This is a genomic window from Candidatus Accumulibacter aalborgensis, assembly GCF_900089955.1.
In the GTDB taxonomy this organism is placed as follows: domain Bacteria; phylum Pseudomonadota; class Gammaproteobacteria; order Burkholderiales; family Rhodocyclaceae; genus Accumulibacter; species Accumulibacter aalborgensis.
Window position 1 is genome coordinate 1 of sequence record NZ_FLQX01000060.1, and the last position, 1,196, is coordinate 1,196.

Here is a 1,196-nt window from a genome sequence, read left to right on the forward strand (position 1 = left end):
TGTTCACGCGAGGTTGATTTGTGTAGTTTTCTGTCTTTTTGGGGTTGCCATGGAGACAGAGAGGAAGCTGCGGTTGGCGGATGTATTTGTTACGATTTCTGACCCGAGGCAAGCGGGCAAGGTCGAACATGATCTGGTTGAATTGCTGGTGGTCGCCGTCAATGCCGTCCTGGTTGGAGCGGACACCTTCGTTGAGATTGAATTGTGGGCGCAGGAACGACTCGATTGGCTGCGGGGCCACCTGCGACTGGAGAACGGCATTCCCTCGCACGACACCTTCGGGCGCCTGTTTGGTCTGATCGATCCGGACGAATTTGAAGCGGCCTTCCGTCGTTGGGCCAGCGCGATTATCCCGAGGCTGGACGGCGATGCGGTGGTCGCCATTGACGGCAAGACCAGCCGCCGCTCGGGCAAGGTTGATGCCACGCCGCTGCATCTGGTCAGTGCTTTTGCGGCGGGTGCGGGACTGGTTCTCGGGCAGCGAGCGACCGCCCGGAAATCGAACGAGAAGACCGCGATTCCGGAGTTGTTGGCGACCCTGGCGCTGGAGGGTTGCATCGTCACGATTGATGCCATGGGTACCCAGGCCAACATCGCTCAGGCGATCCGGGACCGGAAAGCGGACTACGTACTGGCGGTGAAAGACAACCAGCCGCGGCTGGCTGATTCTGTACGCGATTTTTTTATCCAATTCAAGACGGCGCCGTTACGCACCCCACACACAACGGTGGAGACCGTGGAGAAAGATCATGGCCGAATCGAAATCCGACGCTGCTTCGCCTTCGACCAACTGGACTGTCTATCCCGGCCCGAGCAATGGCCCGATCTGAAGTCCTTTGCGGTGATTGAATCCGAACGCCATCTTCAAGGCAAAACGACGATTGAGCGACGCTTTTACATCAGTAGCCTGCCGGCTGACGCCGAGCGACTGCTCGCGGCGATTCGAGCCCATTGGTCCGTCGAGAACCGCCTGCACTGGTGCATGGATGTCGCTTTCGCCGACGACCAGATGCGCGCCCGCACCGGTCATGCCGCCCACAACCTGGCTGTGCTTAAACACATCACGCTCAATCTCATTCGCCTTGACCCGATTAAACGAAAGGGCGGCATCAAGGCCCGCCGATTCATCGCCGCTACCTCAGATCACTATCGCGAACACTTGCTCGGCTTGGCGTGATCTTCATGCGATTGCCCTG

At 58.9% G+C, this 1,196-nt stretch carries 1 protein-coding gene; it reads left to right on the forward strand.

The genetic code is table 11. The features are described from left to right. Nucleotides 1-49: 49 nt before the first annotated feature. The gene (locus tag ACCAA_RS04515; protein ID WP_186406053.1) at nucleotides 50-1,177 is read left to right on the forward strand and encodes an ISAs1 family transposase; all 1,128 of its coding nucleotides are present in this window, start codon (nucleotides 50-52) and stop codon (nucleotides 1,175-1,177) included. Nucleotides 1,178-1,196 lie beyond the last annotated feature (19 nt).